Origin of the sequence: Sphingomonas sp. Leaf33 (genome assembly GCF_001421785.1) — a bacterium.
In the GTDB taxonomy this organism is placed as follows: Bacteria; Pseudomonadota; Alphaproteobacteria; order Sphingomonadales; family Sphingomonadaceae; genus Sphingomonas.
Genome location: NZ_LMLB01000001.1, coordinates 1,141,071 through 1,159,943, shown reverse-complemented (window position 1 = coordinate 1,159,943; position 18,873 = coordinate 1,141,071). Strand labels below are relative to the sequence as shown.

15 protein-coding genes are annotated in these 18,873 nt (G+C 67.5%); 5 read left to right on the top strand and 10 right to left on the bottom strand.

Annotated elements, in window-relative coordinates:
• The first annotated feature begins 373 nt into the window (after window positions 1–373).
• Complete coding sequence (gene ctrA, locus ASE86_RS05735; RefSeq protein ID WP_056423533.1) at window positions 374–1,087, top strand: response regulator transcription factor CtrA; 714 nt, start codon at window positions 374–376, stop codon at window positions 1,085–1,087.
• Window positions 1,088–1,286: 199 nt separating this feature from the next.
• On the opposite strand, the gene ASE86_RS05730 is transcribed toward ctrA, so the two are convergent.
• The gene (locus ASE86_RS05730; protein WP_056423531.1) at window positions 1,287–2,954 is read right to left on the bottom strand and encodes an amidohydrolase; all 1,668 of its coding nucleotides are present in this window, start codon (window positions 2,952–2,954) and stop codon (window positions 1,287–1,289) included.
• Window positions 2,955–2,998: 44 nt separating this feature from the next.
• Between ASE86_RS05730 and ASE86_RS05725 the strand changes: the two genes are divergently transcribed.
• The 3 genes from ASE86_RS05725 (at window position 2,999) to ASE86_RS05715 (ending at window position 6,173) form a co-directional block, all read left to right on the top strand.
• Window positions 2,999–3,847: a DUF4163 domain-containing protein gene (locus ASE86_RS05725; RefSeq protein ID WP_235524072.1), complete on the top strand. Its 849-nt coding sequence runs from the start codon at window positions 2,999–3,001 to the stop codon at window positions 3,845–3,847.
• Between the two features lie 33 nt (window positions 3,848–3,880).
• Window positions 3,881–5,125, top strand: coding sequence for a threonine ammonia-lyase (locus tag ASE86_RS05720; RefSeq protein WP_056423529.1), 1,245 nt, complete (start codon window positions 3,881–3,883; stop codon window positions 5,123–5,125).
• Window positions 5,126–5,390: 265 nt separating this feature from the next.
• Window positions 5,391–6,173: an arginyltransferase gene (locus ASE86_RS05715; RefSeq protein ID WP_056426687.1), complete on the top strand. Its 783-nt coding sequence runs from the start codon at window positions 5,391–5,393 to the stop codon at window positions 6,171–6,173.
• 3 nt (window positions 6,174–6,176) lie between these two features.
• On the opposite strand, the gene ASE86_RS05710 is transcribed toward ASE86_RS05715, so the two are convergent.
• The 4 genes from ASE86_RS05710 to ASE86_RS05695 all read right to left on the bottom strand — a co-directional run bounded on the left by ASE86_RS05710 (window position 6,177) and on the right by ASE86_RS05695 (window position 11,578).
• Complete coding sequence (locus tag ASE86_RS05710) at window positions 6,177–6,989, bottom strand: transglutaminase family protein (protein WP_056423526.1); 813 nt, start codon at window positions 6,987–6,989, stop codon at window positions 6,177–6,179.
• Window positions 6,986–7,924, bottom strand: a complete 939-nt coding sequence (locus ASE86_RS05705) for an alpha-E domain-containing protein (RefSeq protein ID WP_056426684.1) — start codon at window positions 7,922–7,924, stop codon at window positions 6,986–6,988. Before ASE86_RS05705 ends, ASE86_RS05710 begins: the two co-directional genes overlap by 4 nt.
• Before the next feature lie 19 nt (window positions 7,925–7,943).
• Window positions 7,944–9,434 carry a circularly permuted type 2 ATP-grasp protein gene (locus tag ASE86_RS05700; protein WP_056423524.1) on the bottom strand — a complete coding sequence of 497 codons (1,491 nt, stop codon included), beginning with the start codon at window positions 9,432–9,434 and terminating at the stop codon, window positions 7,944–7,946.
• A 122-nt stretch (window positions 9,435–9,556) separates the two neighbouring features.
• Complete coding sequence (locus ASE86_RS05695; RefSeq protein WP_056423521.1) at window positions 9,557–11,578, bottom strand: protein-disulfide reductase DsbD family protein; 2,022 nt, start codon at window positions 11,576–11,578, stop codon at window positions 9,557–9,559.
• Between the two features lie 73 nt (window positions 11,579–11,651).
• Between ASE86_RS05695 and ASE86_RS05690 the strand changes: the two genes are divergently transcribed.
• The gene (locus ASE86_RS05690; RefSeq protein WP_235523999.1) at window positions 11,652–13,319 is read left to right on the top strand and encodes an alkaline phosphatase family protein; all 1,668 of its coding nucleotides are present in this window, start codon (window positions 11,652–11,654) and stop codon (window positions 13,317–13,319) included.
• A gap of 16 nt (window positions 13,320–13,335) precedes the next feature.
• Here the strand turns inward: ASE86_RS05690 and ASE86_RS05685 are convergent, their stop codons facing one another.
• The 5 genes from ASE86_RS05685 to ASE86_RS05665 form a co-directional block, all read right to left on the bottom strand.
• Window positions 13,336–14,271 (bottom strand): right-handed parallel beta-helix repeat-containing protein, encoded by a 936-nt coding sequence (locus tag ASE86_RS05685; protein WP_056423515.1) that lies wholly within the window; start codon window positions 14,269–14,271, stop codon window positions 13,336–13,338.
• A gap of 147 nt (window positions 14,272–14,418) precedes the next feature.
• On the bottom strand, window positions 14,419–15,300 hold the full coding sequence (gene mmsB, locus ASE86_RS05680; RefSeq protein ID WP_056423513.1) for a 3-hydroxyisobutyrate dehydrogenase: 882 nt from the start codon (window positions 15,298–15,300) through the stop codon (window positions 14,419–14,421).
• A 55-nt stretch (window positions 15,301–15,355) separates the two neighbouring features.
• Window positions 15,356–16,135 carry an enoyl-CoA hydratase gene (locus ASE86_RS05675; RefSeq protein ID WP_056423511.1) on the bottom strand — a complete coding sequence of 260 codons (780 nt, stop codon included), beginning with the start codon at window positions 16,133–16,135 and terminating at the stop codon, window positions 15,356–15,358.
• Window positions 16,132–17,154, bottom strand: coding sequence for an enoyl-CoA hydratase/isomerase family protein (locus ASE86_RS05670; RefSeq protein WP_082441840.1), 1,023 nt, complete (start codon window positions 17,152–17,154; stop codon window positions 16,132–16,134). The genes ASE86_RS05675 and ASE86_RS05670 overlap by 4 nt, the downstream gene beginning before the upstream one ends.
• Before the next feature lie 8 nt (window positions 17,155–17,162).
• Window positions 17,163–18,842 (bottom strand): PHA/PHB synthase family protein, encoded by a 1,680-nt coding sequence (locus ASE86_RS05665; protein ID WP_056423504.1) that lies wholly within the window; start codon window positions 18,840–18,842, stop codon window positions 17,163–17,165.
• Window positions 18,843–18,873 lie beyond the last annotated feature (31 nt).

Sequence of the window (18,873 nt, the reverse complement as noted above, 5' to 3'; positions counted from 1 at the left end):
AAGGAAGGAACGGGGCTTTGCCCCCGTGACTGACGAGGGACGACTCCACGGGGCAAAATCGGCCCGCCCCGAAGGGGGTTGTGTCAGGAAGGTTGCTGGACATCGTCGCGACACTTGCAGGGGCAGACCAGCCCCTGCTTCGCGCCGCTCCTCGCCAGCAACCTTCCTGACACAATCACGGTGGTGCAGATTGGTCGGAAACCGCTCTTAACGTCCGCGCCGCGCAGCGTCAGGCGACCCACTGCGACTCGCGGATTTCCGCGGGTTAGGAAGAAATTAACCTTTTGCCTTCAGTGATGCTTAGGTTAATGAATTGCGGAATGGCGTGGGGCTGACAGGGCTGTCCCCACGATCCGGCCAAGGGGAAACGCAGATGCGCGTGCTGTTGATCGAGGACGAGCCGACGACCGCCAAGGCGATCGAGCTGATGCTCCATAGCGAAGGCTTCAACTGCTATACGACCGACCTGGGCGAGGAAGGCTTGGATCTCGGCAAGCTGTATGATTACGACATCATCCTGCTCGACCTGAACCTGCCGGACATGCACGGCTACGACGTGCTGAAGAAGCTGCGCGTCGCCCGCGTCCAGACGCCGGTGCTGATCCTCAGCGGCATCAACGAAATGGATTCGAAGGTCCGCAGCTTCGGCTTCGGCGCCGACGACTATGTGACCAAGCCGTTCCACCGCGAGGAACTGGTGGCGCGCATCCACGCCGTCGTCCGCCGTTCGAAGGGCCATTCGCAGTCGGTCATCAAGACCGGCAAGCTGGCGGTCAACCTGGACGCCAAGACCGTCGAAGTCGACGGCGCGCGTGTCCACCTGACCGGCAAGGAATATGCGATGCTGGAGCTGCTGTCGCTCCGCAAGGGCACGACCCTGACCAAGGAAATGTTCCTTAACCACCTGTACGGCGGCATGGACGAGCCCGAGTTGAAGATCATCGACGTCTTCATCTGCAAGCTGCGCAAGAAGCTGAGCATGGCGACCGATGGCGACAATTACATCGAGACGGTCTGGGGCCGCGGCTATGTGCTGCGCGAGCCCGACGAGGCGAACCTGCCGGTGGCGGAAGTCGCCGTCGCCTGAGGTTTTCCAGTGTTGAACGAGAAAAGGCCGTTGCTTCGGGAGGGAGTGACGGCCTTTTTCTTTGCCATAATCCTCCCCTGCAGGGGGAGGTGGCCGGCGTAGCCGGTCGGAGGGGTGTACCCCTTTTCGGATAGCTCGACACCCCTCCGTCAGGCCTGCGGCCTGCCACCTCCCCTTACAGGGGAGGATCGAGTGTGCGCTATTTCCGCTCCCACATCTTCTCGCCGCCCACCCAGGTTTCCAGCACCTGCGTCTGGCGCAGCTCGGCTGACCCCACTTCGGTCGGATCGCGGTCGACGATGATGAAGTCCGCGCGTTGCCCAGGCGCGAGCGTGCCGAACTTGTCTTCGGCAAAACCAGCGTAGGCCGCGCCTTGCGTGAACGCGGTCCACGCCTGCATCAGCGTCACGCGCTCTTCGGGGCGCCAGCCCTGGATCGGCTGGCCGCCGGCATCCTGGCGGGTGATCGCGACCGCCCAGTTGACGAAGGGATTGGGGTTCTCGACCGGATAGTCGCTGCCGAACGCCAGTTTCGATCCGGCGCGCAGCATCGAGTTCCAGGCATAGGCCCCGCCCAGCCGCGCCGGGCCCAGCCGCGCCTCCGCCATCCGCCAGTCGCTTGATTCATGGACCGGCTGCATTGACGCGATAATGCCGTTCTTGCCGAAGCGCGGCAGATCGACCGGATCGACGATCTGCGCATGTTCGATCCGCCAGCGCCGGTCGCCGGTGTACGATCCGGCGATCTCGTCGATCGCATCCAAGACCTGCTGGTTGGCTCGGTCGCCGATCGCGTGGACCGCGATCTGGAAATTGTCCATCGCGCCGCGACTCATCAGGTTGAGCAGCTGATCGTCCTTCAGGAACCCCAGGCCGCTGTTCTTGGGCGAATCGGCATAGGGCTGCTTCAGCCACGCCCCGCGCGATCCGAGCGCACCATCGGCGTAGAGCTTGATCCCGCCCATGCGCAGCTTGTCGCCGTACAGCCACGGCGTCGGGCCGGTACCCGCCACCGCCAGCGCCGGCTCGACACCCGCGGCGTAGGACATGATCCGCACGCGCAGCTGGCCCAGGTCGCCCATGCGGCGATAGGTCAGCCAGTCGTCGACCGTCGTGCCCATGTCGGCGGTCGCGGTAATGCCCGCCGACAGCAAAGCCTCCTGCGCCTTCAGAAAGGCGTTGTTGCGGTCGCGCGGGTTGGGCTTGGGCATCTTCGCCGTGATCAGATCCATCGCGGCATCGACGAAGACGCCGGAGGGCTGGCCGTTCGCCAGCTTCTCGATCCGCCCGCCCGGGGGCGACACGGTCTTGGCGGTAATGCCCGCCGCACGCATCGCGGCGGAGTTGGCCCAGCCGGCATGGCCGTCCGCGCGCTGCATCCACACCGGGCGGTCCGACACGACGGCGTCGATTTCCGCCGCCGTCGGGAAGCGGCCGAGGTTCCAGACCTCCTGGTTCCAGCCGCCGCCGATGATCCACGGCCGCGTCGGATTGGCCGCGGCGAAGGCGGCGATCCGCGACTGCGCCTGCGCGAGCGAGGTCGTCGAGAACAGGTCGAGTTCCAGCGCACGGAACCCCAGGTCCATGACGTGGCCGTGCGCATCGATCATGCCCGGGATCGCGACACGCCCGCGCATGTCCGCACGCCAGTCGAGCCGGTCGGGGCGTTTCTCGCCGCGCTTCAGCAGACGGACGACCTTGCCGTCGTTGATGAGGATGCCGGTGAAGCGCACCTCACGCCCGTCCTTGTCCAGCGCGATCCCGCTGACATTGTCGACCAGCGCATCGGCCAGCGCCGGTGTCGCGACGAGAGCGGAGGCAGCGAGAAAGGCGACGCGCAACCGCAGCGTTCGGAATGGGTTCAGCATGGATGCGGTCCTATCGGGCGGACGTGGTTTTGGCGAGTAGAGTGATGCGCAAGCTTGGGATTTCGATGGCCGGCGGCCTGACGCTGGTGCTGGCGGCCTGCAACGGCGGTGGCGACACGGCGACGACCGGCAATGCGGGTACGCCCGCGGATACCGCGACCGCGCCACCGGCGGCACCACCGACGCCCGCGGCACCCCCCGCCCCTGCCGCGGCGCCCGATTTCACGGCGAAGACGACGACCAAGACCGACGACTACGACTTCACCTATGCCATCCCCGCGGAGGTCGGGCGCATCCCGGCGCTGGTCCAGTGGTTCACCGCCGATCGCGACAAGGCACAGGCAAGTGTCGCACGCGATGCCGCAGGCTTCCGCAAGGAGGCCGCCGCGAACGACTTCCCGTTCCGCAAATATGAATCGACGACCGCCTGGAAGCGGGTGACGTCGACGCCACGGTTCCTGAGCCTGTCGGCGGAAACCTACGACTACACCGGCGGCGCGCACGGATCACCGGGGTTCCGCAGCCTGGTCTGGGACAGGCAGGCGAGCGAGCGGCTGGAGCCGACCGCGGTCTTCATTTCCCAAGCCGCGATTCAGCAGGCGATCGGCGCGGCGTTCTGCGACGCGCTGGACGTGCAGCGCGGCAAGCGTCGTGGCACGCCGGTCGTGCGCGGCAACGGCGACAGCTTCAACGACTGCCCGAAGGTGTCGGAGACGACGCTGATCCTGGGATCGAGCGACGGACGCGCGATCGACCGCATCGGCCTGCTGGTCGGCCCCTATGTCGCGGGGGCCTATGCCGAGGGGTCGTACGACCTGACCCTGCCGGTCACGCCCGCGGTACTGCGCGCGGTGAAGCCCGCCTATCGCGACGCCTTTGCCACACGGGGCTGACGCGAGCGTGGATATGGGTTAGGCGGCGCGGCCATGGCTACGAACCCCGCGCCCGCCGAGCAATCGCTCCCCGTCAGCTACGCCGACGTCCAGGGCGCGGCGATGCGGATTGCCGGCGCCATCGTGCGGACCCCGACGCTCCATAGCAAGACGCTGAGCGACCTGACGGGTGCGCGGGTCTACATCAAGTTCGAAAACCTGCAATTCACCGCCGCCTACAAGGAACGCGGCGCGCTCAACACGTTGCTGCAACTCGACGACACCGCCCGCGCCAAGGGCGTGATCGCAGCGTCGGCGGGCAATCATGCGCAGGGGCTGGCGTATCACGGCAACCGGCTTGGCATCCCGGTCACCATCGTCATGCCGCGCCTGACGCCGACCGTGAAGGTCATGCAGACCGAAAGCCACGGCGCGACCGTGATCCTGGAAGGCGAGACGTTCGATGCGGCGTATGAGTTCGCCCGCCAGCTTGAGAGCGAGCGCGACCTGACCTTCGTCCACCCGTTCGACGACGCGCGGATCATCGCGGGCCAGGGAACGGTCGCGCTGGAGATGCTGGCCGACGTGCCCGATCTCGACACGCTGATCGTACCGATCGGCGGCGGCGGGCTGATCTCGGGCATGTCGACGGTCGCGCGCGCGCAGGCGCACGACATCCGCATCATCGGCGTGCAGGCCGAACTCTATCCGTCGATGTACAATCGCATCAACGGCACGCATCTCGACTGTGGCGGCGATACGCTGGCCGAGGGCATCGCGGTCAAGCAGCCGGGCGGGCTGACCGCGCAGGTCGTCGCGGCGCTGGTCGACGACATCGTTCTGGTCAGCGAGCGCCGGCTGGAGGAAGCGGTCAGCCTGCTGCTCCAGATCGAGAAGACCGTGGCCGAGGGCGCCGGCGCCGCGGGCCTCGCCGCGCTGCTCGACCATCCGGAGCGGTTCCGCGGACGGACGGTCGGCATCGTCATCTGCGGCGGCAACATCGACACGCGCCTGCTGGCGAACGTCCTGCTGCGCGACCTCGCCCGCTCGGGTCGCCTCGCTCGCCTGCGTATCCAACTGCAGGACCGCCCCGGCGCGTTGTTCCAGGTCGCGCGGCTGTTCGACCAGGAACGCGTCAACATCCTCGAGCTGTCGCACCAGCGCATCTTCACCAACCTGCCGGCGAAAGGCTTGAGCCTGGATGTCGAATGCGAGACGCGCGACAAGGCGCATCTCGACCGGCTGCTGAACGCGCTCAGGGGGGCGAAGTACGAGGTGAGCCTGGTCGAGCTGGCCTGACGGACGTCTTGCGTGCCCCCGACAGCACGGGAGTACGACAAGACGAGTCGAGCCGAGTCGTTCGCGCGACGAACCGATGTCGCCTCCGCTTTCGCCTGCGCAGCGCTTGCATCATGATCGTCGATGCGCGCCACCACGCCCGGCGATGCCGATCCGGCCGTTAACGCTCTTTCATGGTAAAGCGCCTTTTCATAAGGATTTTTGCGCTTCATATACCGCCGTGACACGGCTGCACGGGCAGCGTGACGAGAGGTTCGACGACGACGTGACGGCTCCGTTCCGCTATCCCCGGTTCTTTGTGACGAGCCCATCGCCGTGCCCGTACCTGCCGGGCCGCGAGGAGCGGAAGGTCTTTACCGAGCTGAACGGCCAGCACGCCGGCGAACTGAACGATGCGCTGGGCCGGATCGGCTTTCGCCGCAGCCAGTCGGTCGCGTATCGCCCGTCGTGCGTCGGCTGCTCCGCCTGCGTGTCCGTCCGCGTCGTCGCGGGGGAATTCCGGCCAAACAAGACCCAGCGCAAGTTGATCGCGCGGCACTCCGATCTGGAGGTCCACGCCTGTCGTCCGTGGGCGACCGACGAGCAATACCAGTTGCTGCGCGGCTATCTGGCGTCGCGCCACCCCGGCGGCGGCATGGCGATGATGGACGAGGGCGACTATTCGGACATGGTCGAACAAAGCCCGGTCAACAGTTTCGTCGTCGAATATCGCGAACCGACGATCGACGGGCGCCGCGGCAAGCTGGTCGGCGCGTGCATCACCGACCAGCAGGCTGACGGCCTGTCGATGATCTACAGCTTCTTCGACACCGACGACGCGACGCGGCCGGGGATGGGCAATTACATCATCATGGACCACATCCTGCGCGCACACGCCGCGGGGCTTGGCTATGTCTATCTCGGCTATTGGGTGAAGGGGTCGCAGCGCATGGCGTACAAGGCCCGCTATCGCCCGATCGAGGTGCTGGGTCCCGACGGCTGGGCGTCGTTCGATCCGGATGCCGACGACGCGCCTTTGCACGCCCCGCGAGTGCGCGCCTTCGCCTGACGCTCAGGCGTCGCCGGTCAGTTCCTCGACCTGCACATCGACGTCCAGCCGCTCGCGCCCCGATCCGATCCGCATGCCCGCGACCGGAGCCGCGCCACCCGAATCCAGCGCGACCGCGACGCGGATGTAGCGCGCATCCGCCGACAGGCCGCTCGACGGGTCGAACGCGATCCAGCCGAAGTCGTCGACATGGGCCTCCGCCCAGGCGTGCGGCGCATGGCCTTCGCCATCGTCGCGGGTGTGATAGCCCGAGACGTAGCGCGCGGGCACGCCCTCGGCGCGGGCCAGTGCGATGAACATATGGGCGAAGTCGCGCGGCGCGGCGTGATCGGCCTGGAAGGCAGCCTCGGCGCTCAGGCCGGCGTCGCTCGCCTCTTCCTGCACCGCGAAACGGGCGTGGAGCGCGGAATTGATCGCGTGCAGCCGGGCGATCCGGTCGCCCTTCGCTCCGGCGACCTCCGCGGCGAAATCGCGCATGGCCTGCGACAGGCCGGTGCGGTCGGTCATCCGCAGGAACAATGCGGGCGGCAACGGTTCGGTCACGCCGCGCACCACACCGGCGTCGCCCGCGGTCAGGACTTCACCCGACACGGTGATCTCGATGCCCTCAATCGGCCCTTCGGCATAAAGCATCGTCACGCGGTTGCCGAAGCCGTCGCGCGCGTGGCGCAGGCGCGCGTCGCAGTCGACGCCGATGTGCCAGCTGACCACCGTCTGGTCGGCCGAATCCTGCGGGGTCAGCCGCAGCATCTGGATCAGCCGGTCCTGCGGGCGGGTGAACTGATACCGCGTGCGGTGATCGACGGCGACCCTCATCGGCTGAACCGGAATTGCTTGGCGATGGCCATGTGCAGTTGCTCGTTCTCGCGGATGAACGCGGTCAGATATTGGTGCAGGCCGCGGACGATGACGTCGTGCGACCGGGTCCGCTGCATCGCCGACAGCCGCGCGCGCGCCATCCGGTCGGCCTCGCCCTGCAAGCCCGTCCGCTTGCCGAGCGCGGTGAGGATTTCGACCACCTCCTCGACGCAGCCGGCGAGACTCCGCGGCAGTTCGAAACGCGTCGTCAGCAGGTCGATGACCAGGTGCGGTTTCAGCCCCTCGTCATACAGCCAGCGATAGGCGGTGACCGCGGACACGGTCTGGAGCAGCGTCGTCCACTGATCGCGATCGACCACGCCGTACACCGTCTCGCCCTCGGGCAGCAGCAGGTGGTATTTCACGTCGAGCAGCCGCGCGGTGTTGTCGGCGCGCTCGATCGCCGCACCCAGGCGGATGAACCACGTCGCCTGGTTGCGCATCATCCAGTGGATCGCGCCTTCAAAGCCACGGGTTTCAGCCTTCACCGCCTCGACCAGCGCCAGCGGCTCCATCCGCGAGGCCGGACGTCCGCGACCGTTGAAGATCAGCCACGCGCGGTTAATCGCGGTCCAGGCATCGCGGGTCAGCGCGGTGCGCACAGCCTTCGCATTGTTCCGCGCCATGTCGAGGCACGCGGCGATCGAGCCGGGGTTGGCCGTATCGACGGTCAGGAAGCGCGCGACCGGGTTGGCGGAAAAGCCGACGTTCGATGTCGCAAAGGCTTCGTCGGAATAGGTGACCTTCAACGCCGACGACCACGCCGCCTCCCCCGCCGGGCGCGGCGACAGCGCATCGAGACGCACGGTCGCCTCGACCAGCCGCGCGGCAAAATCCGCGCGCTCGACATAGCGGCCGAGCCAGTAGAGCGACGATGCGGTGCGGGAGAGCATCATGCGACGGCGCCCCCCTTCACTTGCCCATACCCTGCGACTGGCTCTGCGATTGGCTCTGCGACTGCCGCCTGGACTCGTCGGGCATCAGGACGAAACTGTCCTTCGTCCCCCCGCCCTGGCTGGAATTCACCACCAGCGAACCTTCCTTCAGCGCCACCCGCGTCAGCCCGCCGGGGACGACCTTTACGCCATCGCTGCCGGTCAGCACGAAGGGGCGGAAATCGACGTGACGTGGGGCCAGGCCATGATCGGTCACGGTCGGCACGGTCGACAGCGCCAGCGTCGGCTGTGCGATATAGCGGTCGGGGGCGGCCATCAGCGCCAGGCGGAAGGCTTCGATCTCCGCCTTCGACGCGGTCGGACCGACCAGCATCCCGTAGCCGCCGGACCCGTCGACCAGCTTCACCACCAGTTCGTCGAGATGATCGAGCACGTAGCGCAGCGCGTCGCGCTCGCGACAGCGGAACGTCTGGACGTTCGGCAGCTTCGCGTCCTGCCCAGAATAGAAGCGGACGATTTCGGGCATGTAGCTGTAGATCGCTTTGTCGTCGGCGATGCCGTTGCCCGGCGCGTTGATGATCGCGACGTTGCCCGCGCGGTAGGCGGAGATCAGCCCCGGCACGCCCAGCATCGAATCGGGACGGAAGACCAGCGGATCGAGATAGTCGTCGTCGATCCGGCGATAGATGACGTCGACCTTCACCCGCCCGCCGATCGTCCGCATCCAGACGATGTCGTCGTCGACCAGCAGGTCGGCCGCCTCGACCAGCTCGACGCCCATCGAATCGGCCAGAAAACTGTGTTCGTAATAGGCGGAGTTGAAGTGGCCGGGCGTCAGCACGACGCACACCGGGCTCTGCCCCGCCCCGCGCGGCGCGACCGATCGCATCGTCGCCAGCAGCATATCGGGATAGCTGTCGACCGCGGCGACGCGGAAGTCGCGGAACAGTTCCGGGCACAGCCGGATCATCGCCTCGCGGTTCTCCAGCATGTACGACACGCCCGACGGCGTGCGGGCGTTATCCTCCAGCACGTAGAATTCGTCGGGGCCGGTGCGGACGCAGTCGATGCCGCAGATATGCGCCCACACGTCGTGCGGCGGGCGGATGCCAGCGATCTCGGGCCGGAACTGCGCGTTCTGGAAGATCAGCTCGGGCGGCAGCACGCCCGCCTTCACGATCTCGCGCGCGCCGTAGATATCGGTCAGGAACGCATTGATCGCCTCGACCCGCTGGATCAGGCCGGCACTCAGCCCGTCCCATTCCTTCGCCGTGAACACACGCGGCACGATGTCGAACGGAATGATGCGTTCGCCCGCATCGATGTCGCCGTACACGGCAAAGGTGATGCCAAGCTGGCGAAAGGTGATTTCGGCAGCTTCGAGCCGGCGGTCGAGTTCGGATTGTGGCGTATCATCGAGCCACCGCGCGAGCGCGGTAAATTCCGGACGGACCGATCCCGGTCCGCCATGTCCCCAAATCTCGTCGAACGCGTCCCCCGATGCCATCGCGGAACTAAAGTTTCGAAGCCGTCATAAGTTGCATGCTGCATTGTCGTTTTGCAGTGCACAAGGGAATTCGCCGCAGACCGCGGCGTCGGCCCGAGATCGGGGCCGCCCTGACCCCCTGCTCACTTCTTGGCGCGTGTCGTCAGCAGTCCTTGCGTCAGTACCTGAGGCAGGACCTCCGCTTCGCTCGCACCGGCCTTGTACCAGAGATACAGCGGCACGCCGGCGCGGTTGTGGCGTTCGATGAAGCGACCGAGTGCAGGATCGCCATCGGTCCAGTCGCCCACCAGCACCGCGACCTTGCCGTCCCTCAAGGCGTCCTGCACCGCAGCGGTCTCGATCACCGCTTTTTCGTTCACCTTGCACGTCACGCACCAATCTGCGGTGAAGTAGGCGAACACCGGCCGCCCCTCTGCCCGAAGCGCGGCGAGGCGGGTTTCGGTGAAGGGTTCGACGCCCGCGGCCACCGCTACCGCCTGCGCCGGCGCGCGCGTGACCACGGCGGACGTACCGAGTGCGACAACGCCGGCCAGCACGCCCGGCACCCAGGCGAGCGCGCGCCCCTTCGCCTGTCGCGCACCTGTCCACCAGAGGCCGGCGGCGAACAGCAGCGCGACGGCCAGGCCCAGCGTCATGCCGTCGACCCCGGCCTGTTTGCCGAGCACCCAGGCGAGCGCGAGCGCGGTCAGGAACATGGGCACGCTCAGGATATGGCGGAACGTCTCCATCCATGCGCCGGGCTTGGGCAATTTGCGGCGCAACGCGGGAATGAACCCGAGCGCCAGGAACGGCAGCGCGAGGCCAAGGCCCAGGCCGCCGAATACGGCCAGCGCGCCCCACCACGGCAGGATCAGCGCGGTGCCCATCGCCGCACCCATGAACGGGCCGGTGCACGGCGTCGCGACGAAGGCGGCGAGCGCGCCGGTGCCGAACGCCCCGCCCCAAAAATTCCCGGAGCCGCCGCCCGCCGCCATGCGATTGACCGCGCCAGGCGCGGACAGTTCGAACAGCCCGGCCAGGTTGAAGGCGATGGCGGTCACCAGCAGCAACAGGACCAGGATGACGCGCGGATCGGTCAGCTGGAACGCCCAGCCCACCGCCGCTCCCCCGGCCCGGAGCGCCAGCAAGACGCCGCCCAGCACCAGGCACATCAGCACGACACCGGCGGTGTAGGCCAGCGCCTCGCCCTTTGCGCCCTCGCCGCCCGACTTGGCCAGGCTCAGAGCCTTCAGGCTGAGAATCGGGAAGACGCACGGCATGATGTTGAGCAGCAGCCCGCCGAGGATCGCTCCGCCAAGCGCGACGAGCAGCGTCATCGCCGTTTCGCCGTCGACACCCCCGCTCGGCACGACACCCGGCGCGGCCGTCAGCCGGAAGCCTTGCCCCGCACCGACCGCCAGCACGCCGTCGACCTGCGCCGGCCGCCCGGTCTTCGCGGCAGTCTCGACGATCAACGTGTCGCCCTGCCGCGTGACGACCTGCGGCTTGCCGTAATCGACCACGCCATCGGTCAGCAGAAAGAAATAGGCCTCGGTCGCGGGTGACGCGGCGGGATAGGGCACCGCCAGGCGGAAACGCCCGCCCTCCACCGCGTAGGTCGCCGGGCTCCCCAGCGGCTTGGGCATCGCGCGGCGCCAGCCATCGAAGCGTGCGCGCGTGGCCGGATCGACCGCGCCGTCGCCGACCGTCAGTCGCGTCGACAGTTCCGCGCTTTCGGGAACGCAGATTTCCCGGGTGCAGACGAGATAGTCGAGCTTCACCCGCACGGGCAGCACCGTACCCGCGGCCAGCCCCGCCGGCAGTTTCAGCCGCACGAACTGCGCGAAGGGGCCTTCGTAGACATAGTTCATCAGCCCGGCGATCAGCAGCCGCTGCGGCACCGGATAGGCGATCGGCCCCGCCGTCACGCCCGGCGGGAGTGTCCATGTCGCCGATGTCTCGACGCCGGCATCACCCGGATTCTTCCAATATCCATGCCAGCCCGGCTGCGGCGTGGAAGCAAAGGCGAGCGTGACCTCGCTGCCGGCGCGCGGCGTCGGTGTCTCCGCGACCAGGTCGATTGCGATATGGCGTTCGCCCGGGGTCTGGGCATGGGCAGCAACGCATGCGAACAGTGTCATCAGGACGAAAAGAACGAACCGCATGTGCTTCCCTTGCCGCCCCCGCGTCGCTGGAATAGCGAGGAGCGTAGTCCCCTTGCCCGATCGGAGCGCCGTCGTGAAGCTTGCCCCCCTCGCCCTTCTGGCCGCAACCGTCGCCGTCCCGGCACCCGCGCAGGATGCACCCGTCTCCGCCCCCGCGACCGTGGGCATGGCGAAGACCGCGCCGAAGCTGCTCGTCGTGATCTCGGTCGACCAGTTCTCCGGCGACGTGTTCAACGAATATCGCCGCTACTTCACCGGCGGCTTCGCGCGGTTGCAGGACGGCGTCGTCTTCCCGGCGGGCTACCAGAGCCATGCGGCGACCGAGACGTGCCCCGGCCATTCGACGATCACCACCGGGGTGCGTCCCGGCCGCACCGGGATCATCGCCAACGACTGGACCGACCTGAAGACCGCGCGCGACGACAAGACGGTCTACTGCGCGGAGGACGAGAGCGTTCCGGGCTCGACTTCGAACGCATACACCGTGTCGGACAAGCACCTGCTGGTCCCGACGCTCGGCGAGCGGATGAAGGCGGCGAACCCTGCCGCACGCGCGGTCTCGGTCGCGGGCAAGGACCGCGCCGCGGTGATGACCGGCGGGCACAACCTGGACGAGATCTGGTGGTGGGACGGCGACAAGAACGCCTATGTCAGCTACGCCGGTCGCCGCGAGCCCGGCGCCGTCACTCGCGCCAACGCGGCCGTCGGCAAGATGATCGCCGCGGGCCAAAACGCGCTGCAACTGCCCGACTATTGCCGGTCGCGCGACCATGCCGTCGCGATCGGCGGCGGCAAGACGGTCGGCACCGGCCGGTTCGAACGCAAGCCGGGTGAAGGCGGCCGCGCGTGGCGCGCATCGCCCGCCTTCGACGGCGCGACGCTCGCGCTGTCGGCCGGGCTCATTCAGGACATGAAGCTCGGCCAGGGTCCGGCGACCGACATCATCACCGTTGGCGCGTCGGCGACCGATTATGTCGGGCACACCTATGGCACCGGCGGGACCGAGATGTGCCTGAACCTGGCGTCGCTCGACCGCGATCTGGGTGACTTCTTCGCGACGCTCGACCGCACGGGCGTCGATTACGTCGTCGCGCTGACCGCGGACCACGGCGGGCTCGACCTGCCCGAGCGGCACCGCGAGGACGCCGTGCCTTCGGCGCAGCGGCTCGACGCGAACTTCACGCCGAAGAAGATCGGGGAGCAGATCGCCGCGAAGCTCGGCCTTCAGGGCCAGTTGCTGTGGGGCGGATCGATCGGCGACGTGTGGATCGACCCCAAGCTGTCGAAGGTCGACCACGACCGCGTGCTGACCGAGGCCGTGCGGGTGGCAAAGGCGCATCCTCAGGTCGAGACGGTGTTCACTGCCGCACAGATCAGGGCAACCCCACTGCCGACGACGCCGCCCGACGAATGGAGCCTGCTGGAGCGTGCGCGGGTCAGCTACAACCCGCAGCGGTCGGGCGATTTCGTGGTAGTGTTGAAGCGGTTCGTCACGCCGATCCCCGACCCGACCAAGGGCTATGTCGCGACGCACGGCAGTTTCTGGAACTACGACCGCCGCGTCCCGATCCTGTTCTGGCGCAAGGGCATCGCCGGCTACGAACAGCCGCTTGCGGTGGAGACGGTCGATATCGCGCCGACGCTGGCGGCGCTGGTCGGGCTGCCGCTGAAACCGGGCGATGTCGATGGGCGGTGCCTGGACCTGGCATCCGGGCCGGTGGACACCTGCGCCGCGCGATAAATTCGCGGCGCCGGACTTACCGCGTCTCGAACTTGCGCACGCCCGCGCCCAGCCGGTTTTCGCCGATCGCCAGGGCGTCACGCGAGTAGCTGGCGACGAACGCCGGGCTGCGCGTTTCGCCCGGGGCCAGCCGCGCGTCGTTACCCTCGACCTGCAGGCCGGTCGAGCGATATGTCCGGTTTTCCGCCGCGACGACGATGAAGCCCGTCCAGTTCTCCTTGTTGCGGCCCTGGACGAAGCTGTTGTCGGCGATCCGGCCGGTGCCGCCTTCGGGCAGGTCGATCATGTAGTTGGTCTTGGACCCGCCGGTGTCGTCGAAGCTGTTGTCGACGATGCGGACGTTGGGCACGCGCAGCTTGACGTAGTGCCCGCCGGTGCCCTTTTCGAACCGGCTGCGCGTGATCGTCACCGACCCCTTGTTGGCAAGGTAGATCGCGTGCGCGCAGTCGGGCGCCTCGTCGCAGGTGCCCAGCCTAGAGAAGGTCGATTTGTCGATGACGATCTGCTGGTTCGTCGGCTCGCCGCCCAGGATGCCTTCCTGGCTGTCGAGGAACATCGAATTGGTGACGGTCAGGTTGCCCATCTCGGTCCGGATGCCCGCGCCATTGCCATCGGGCACGCGCACGCCGCGGAAGATGACGCCATCGACGGTCGAGCTGCGCCCGCGCAGGACGAAGATCGCCTTGCCTTCGCACGGCGACCCGTCGAAGGTCACGCTGCCCGGCTGCACCGCCTTGAAGGTGATGTCGCCGCCCGCCTGCACGGTGCATTCGCGGTAGGTGCCGGGCTGGATCAGGATCGTGCCGCGGTCCATGCGGATCGACCCGACCGCTTCGTCGAGCGTCGCGTAGCCTTGCCCGGTTTCCTGCACGGTGAACGGCGCCCCGGCCTGCTGGGCGGCGAGCGGGCTTGCGAGGACGACGGCGGCAAGAGCGAGGGCGGGACGGCGCATGGGGGGACTCCTTTGGACGGAGTCGATAGCGGCGCGATCTAAACAATCCGTTCGTGCTGAGCCTGTCGAAGCACCGCTCTTCTTCGTGCTCCGAGCTTGCGGCACGAAGAACGGTGCTTCGACAGGCTCAGCACGAACGGGGAGTGTTCAGTCCTTTCGCAACGTCCGGATGATCGCCGAAAAGTCATGCCCGCCTTCGTCCGCCGCCACGAACGCCTCGTACAATTCGGTCGCGCGCGCGCCCATCGGCGTATCCGCATCGACGCTGCCGGCGGCTTCCATCGCGAGGCGCAGGTCCTTCAGCATCAGCGCGGCGGCGAACCCGCCCTGATAGTCGTTGTCGGCCGGCGTCTGCGGCCCGACGCCGGGCAGCGGCGCGTAGGTGTTGAGCGACCAGCACGACCCCGACGACACGCTGGCGATGTCGTAGAATTTCTGCGGGTCGAGCCCCAGCTTCTGCGCCAGCACCAGCGCCTCGCACGTCGCGACCATCGATGCGCCGAGCAGCATGTTGTTGCAAATCTTCGCAGACTGTCCGCTGCCATTCGCACCGGCGTGGATCACCGCCTTGCCCATGTCGGACAGAAACGGCTCGGCCCGGTCGAACGCCACGGCGGACCCACCGACCATGAAGGTCAGCGTGCCGGCATTGGCCGCGCCTATCCCGCCGGACACGGGGGCGTCGACCATCGTCAGCCCCTTGGCCGCGGCCGCCTCGGCAACCCGCTTGGCGGTCGCGACGTCGATCGTCGAACAGTCCATCAGGATCGCGGTCCTTGGCACCGTGTCGAAGATGCTGTCGGTGTAGACGCTTTCCACGTGCTTGCCCGCCGGCAGCATCGTGACGACCGCCTCCGCCCCGTCGCACGCCGCCGCGGCGCTTTCGACCGGCAGGCAGCCGGCGGCCTTCGCACGATCGAGCGCGTCGGCCGACAGGTCGAACGCGCGGACGTCGTGCCCCGCCTTCGCGAGGTTCGCGGCCATCCCGCCGCCCATGTTGCCGAGGCCGATGAAGGCGATGCGTGCCATTGCGTATTCCAATCTCAAGCCGTTCGTGTCGAGCGAAGTCGGGACATCTCGCCCCTTAGCGTCCCGTCCAGTTTCCCGGGCGCTTTTCGACGAAGGCTGCCATGCCTTCCTTCTGGTCCTGCGTGCCGAACAGGCCGTGGAACAGCCGCCGCTCGAACGCGATGCCTTGCGTCAGCCCCGTCTCGAACGCGGCGTTGACCATTTCCTTGTTCGCCTTGACCGCCAACGGCGCCATGCCCGCGATCGTCGCGGCGGTCTTCACCGCGTCGTCGATCAGGTCGTCGGCCGGGACGATGCGCGAGACGAGGCCGGCGCGCTCGGCTTCGGCGGCGTCCATCATCCGGCCGGTCAGGCACATCTCCATCGCCTTGGCCTTGCCGACCGCGCGCGCCAGGCGCTGCGATCCGCCCATACCGGGGCTGACCGCCAGCTTGACCTCGGGCTGGCCGAATTTCGCGGTGTCGGCGGCCAGGATGAAATCGCACATCATGGCGAGTTCGCACCCGCCGCCCAGTGCGTAGCCGGCGACCGCGGCGATCACCGGCTTGCGGGTCGCGGTCACCCGGTCGTAGCCGCCGAAGTGATTGGTGCCGTACATGGCGGCGAAGTCCATCGCCTGCATTTCCTTGATGTCGGCACCGGCCGCGAACGCCTTGGCGCTGCCGGTCAGCACCGCACACCCCTGGGTGTCGTCGGCGTCGAACGCTTCCAGCGCGGCGATCAGTTCGCTCAGCACCTGCGAATTGAGTGCGTTCAGCGCCTGCGGGCGGTTCAGCGTGATGAGCGTCACGCCGCCCTCGCGCTGTTCGACGATCAGGGTCTCATACTGGCTCATAGCGGGCTCCACGCATCGATGGGGGATAGCGGTTCGAAGAACGGGTCGGTGTCGGCCTGCGGCTGCCACTGCGGATCGCCCGTCTTGTCGATCAGCAGCGCGCGCACGCCTTCGGCAAAGTCGGGGAAGGCGATCATGCGGACCATGAGCGCATATTCCATCCGCATTTCGTCGACGAAATGCGGCTGCTTCGGGCTTTCGACGAGCATCCGGAGCGAGACGGCGCAGGCGGTCGGTGACTTGGCACGGATGCTGGCGGCGGTCTTTGCGGCCCAATCGTCACCCTCGGCATCCAGACAGGCGAGGATATCGACGAGATCGTCGCTAGCGAAGCATCGGTCGATGACGGCCAAGTGCGCCATGATCTCGGCCTCAGGCGGGGCGACCGAGAGCTCGTCGAGGATCGCCTCCACCCGGAACGGATCGGCGGCGATGCGGCGCTTGGCCTCGGCGAGCGCGTCCGAGGGAAGGTAATGCGTCGCCAGCCGCAGCGCCTTGCAGTCCGCACCCGTCAGCCGTGCGGAGGTGAGCGCCAGATACTGCGCCACTCGCCCCCGCAGGCGCGACAGGTACCGCCCGCCGCCGACATCGGGGAAGATGCCGATCGCCGTCTCCGGCATCGCGAACACCGTCCGCTCGGTCGCTACTCGGTAGCGGCACGGGCAGGCGATGCCGACGCCGCCGCCCATCGTCACCCCGTCCATGAAGGCGACACCCGGCTTCGGAAACGTGTACATCAGGTGGTTGAGGCGATATTCCTCGTAGAAGAACGAGCGCGCGGCCTTTTCCTTGCCCTCCAGCGCCTTGGCGATCGTCACCACGTCGCCGCCTGCGCAGAACCCCCTGCCCTCGGCATGGTCGATCAGCACGATGCGGATATCGGGATCGTCGCGCCACGCGAGCAGCGCGTGCGTCATCTGGCGCACCATCGAGAGGTCGAGCGAATGCAGCGCCTTGGGCCGGTTGAGGCGCAGGCAGCCCGCCGAACCGTCGCGTTCGGCGAGCACCGTGTCAGTCATCGAATGTGTCATTGAGCTTTCGCGTAAGAGCCAGGAGCGGGTTCGATCCCGTCGGTTATCGTTCGTGCCGGCACGCGGTCGCCCGCGCCGTGGCGGTCGAGCCAAAGTGTCCACCACGGCCACCACGACCCGTCGTGCTTGGTCGCGCCCTGCAACCACTCGGCACCCGTCCCGGGAGTCGCATCGTTGGTCCAGAACCCGTGCTTGTTCGCCGCCGGCGGATTGATGACGCCGGCGTTGTGACCCGATCCGCCGAGCACGAAGTCCGCGTTCAGCATCCGCGCGCCACCATAGACGGCTTCCCATGCGGAGACGTGATCGTCCTTCAGCGCGATCGACAGGACCGGCGTCGCGATCCTGGCGAGATCGATCACTTCGCCACCGACCGCGAAACCGGCGGGTTCGGCAAGCGCGTTGCCGAGCAGAAGATCGCGGTTGTAGCTCTTGAGGAACGCCGCCGGGATACGCGCGCCGTCCTCGAACCAGTAAAGCAGGTCGCTGGGCGGCGACGGCTTGTCGAGCAGGTAATGGTTCACGACCGAAGACCAGATCAGGTCGTTGGCGCGCATCGCTGCGAACAGCTGTTGCAACTCGATCGAGTCGATGAAGCCCTGGCGTTCGAGATGCCCCTCCAACGCGGTCAGATGCGCTTCGTGGACGAAGGCCGACCAGTCGCGCATGTCGGCGAAATCGACCATGCTGCCGATGAGCGTCGCGGAATTCACTTCGTTCGCACGGCCCTTCGCGGCGAGATACGCCAACGCGATCGCGGTCAGCGTGCCGCCTAGGCAGAAGGCGAACAGGTCGGGCGCCTTGGCCGCCCGTTCGCGCACGACACCCGCCGCCTCGACGATGCCGGACAGGACATAATCCTCGACGCCCTTGTCGCGGTGCGCTTCGGTCGGGTTGACCCACGAGATCACAAAGACCGTGCGGCCCTGATCGACCAGCCACTTCACCAGGCTCGACTTGGGCTGGAGGTCGATCATGTAGAAGCGATTGACCAGCGGCGGCACGTAGAGCAGCGGCTCGGCGGCGACGTCGGGCGTGGTCGGCGTGTACTGGATCAGCTGGCACAGGTCGTTCTGCCAGACGACCTGTCCCGGCGTCGCGGCGATCGTCTCGCCCTTCACGAACGCGTTCGGGTCGGTGCGGCGCTTGACGATACCCTTGCCGCTGGCGACGTCCTCGACCAGATTGGCGAAACCCGCCAGCAGGTTCGCGCCTTTCGTTTCCAGCGTGCGATAGACGACCTGCGGGTTGGTCATCGCGAAGTTGGTCGGCGACACCGCGTTCAGCCAGCCGTCGAGCAGGAAGGCGATCATCGCGCGGTCGGCGGTACTCCCGCCGGCGCCCGCCGCCAGCCGGCGCATCTGCGTGGAGGCCAGCAGATACGCATCGCGGATCGCGCGGTACCAGGCGTCCTCCTGCCATTCGGGCGCGGCGAAACGCCGGTCACGCGGCTTCTCTCCGGGCGTCCAGACATCCGCCCAGAACCGCCCCCATTCCCGAGCGGCTTCCGCCTGCACCGCGAACAGCTTTTGCGGATCGGCCATCACGGTCCGCGTGAAGTCGCCCATCGTCTGGAACAGCGCGAGCGGGTCGTAGGGCCGTGTCGCGGCCGGGGCGAGCGGCTTGCACATTGCCTCGCTCACCGCGGTGACGGCCTGGGTCCAGGAGTCGGTCATTGAAAATCCTCCCCGCACGCGGGGAGGGGGA